Source organism: Mesorhizobium sp. M7A.F.Ca.ET.027.03.2.1, from assembly GCF_003999175.1.
Lineage (GTDB): Bacteria > Pseudomonadota > Alphaproteobacteria > Rhizobiales > Rhizobiaceae > Mesorhizobium.
This window is the reverse complement of record NZ_RZOM01001351.1, coordinates 1-1,335: the sequence shown is the minus strand read 5'-3', so window position 1 is coordinate 1,335 and position 1,335 is coordinate 1. Positions and strand designations below refer to the sequence as shown.

The 1,335-nt window shown below is 61.4% G+C and carries 2 protein-coding genes; one reads left to right on the top strand and one right to left on the bottom strand.

The genetic code is table 11. The features are described from left to right. The first annotated feature begins 227 nt into the window (after positions 1–227). Positions 228–839 (top strand): TIGR00730 family Rossman fold protein, encoded by a 612-nt coding sequence (locus EN750_RS34570; RefSeq protein ID WP_127380766.1) that lies wholly within the window; start codon positions 228–230, stop codon positions 837–839. A gap of 128 nt (positions 840–967) precedes the next feature. On the opposite strand, the gene EN750_RS34565 is transcribed toward EN750_RS34570, so the two are convergent. Then, a partial coding sequence (locus EN750_RS34565) for a LysR family substrate-binding domain-containing protein (protein WP_189526680.1) occupies positions 968–1,335 on the bottom strand: 368 nt, incomplete at its 5' end.

Sequence of the window (1,335 nt, the reverse complement as noted above, 5' to 3'; positions counted from 1 at the left end):
ATTGAGATACGGGTCGAGTGCGCCCGATACATAGGCGGTTCCCGCGGCCGCGACGGTCCCACCCGCCGCGAACAGAAACGCCTTCAGTGGATTAATCGCCATACTTCCCTACCCCTTAGCCACCTAACGCCGGTCTAGCCTGTTTTACCAATACCGACAAGAAAAAGCCCAGGCTGTTAACTCTTGGGGCTTGACCCGGCTTTCAGACCCAATCACCAATCATCGGCATGAACACGATTCGATCCGTCTGCGTCTATTGCGGCTCGTCTCCGGGCCGCGATGAAACCTATATCAAGGCCGGACACCTGCTCGGACGCTCGATTGCCAAAGCGGGACTGCGGCTGGTCTATGGCGGCGGCACCAAGGGCATTATGGGTGCTGTCGCCGAAGGCGCGCTCAAGGCCGGCGGCAAGGTAACGGGCATCATTCCGCGCTTCCTGATCAACAAGGAAGCGAGCGAAACCGCGCTTGACCGGCTCGATGAACTCTTGATCACCGACAACATGCACGAGCGCAAGCACAGGATGTTCGAGAAATCCGACGCCTTTGTGGCACTGCCGGGCGGGATCGGCACGGTCGAGGAGATCGTCGAGATCATGACCTGGGGACAGCTTGGCCATCATCGCAAGCCGATCGTCTTCGGCAATGTCAAAGGATTTTGGGATCCGATGCTGGCGCTGCTCGATCACATGGCCGCCGAAGGCTTCATCCACACCGCACAGCGGGTCAAGCCGCTGGTCGTCGACGACCCCGAAGCGATCGTCGCCGCCATCATGGTGGCAGGGTCGTCCGTCGATGCTCCGACCGAGGGCGTGCAGTCGGTGATCGACAAAATGTAGGGGAGTAAGGGAATAGGGCAGTAAGGCAGTATGTGAATTGCCTGGAGTGTCCTGCCCTACTGCCCTACTGCCCTACTGCCCTACTGCCCTACTGCCCTACTCCCCTACTGCCCTACTGCCCTATTCCCCTATTCCCCCGCAGCCTGCCGCAAATCGGCAATCACCACGCGGCGGTCATGACGCCGCCAGGCGAGATGGATGGAAACCGTGCGGTCGAACCACGGCAGGTCGCGAAACACGATCCGCGGCGGCGCGGCGGCACGCAGGCTGGCTTGCACCGTCGCCAGGCCAAGACCGGCGCTGACAAGGCCGAGCGAGGTCAGCGGATCCGCCGTTTCATAGGCGATGTCGGGCAGAAAGCCGGCTTTGGCGCAGGCGGCAAGGAACTGGCCGCGATTGGTGTCGTCCGGCTGGCGCACGACGGTGATCCAGGTGCGACCGTCAAGGTGATGCGGCCCAACCTCTGGCACTTGAACAAGCAGATCATCTTCGGGGA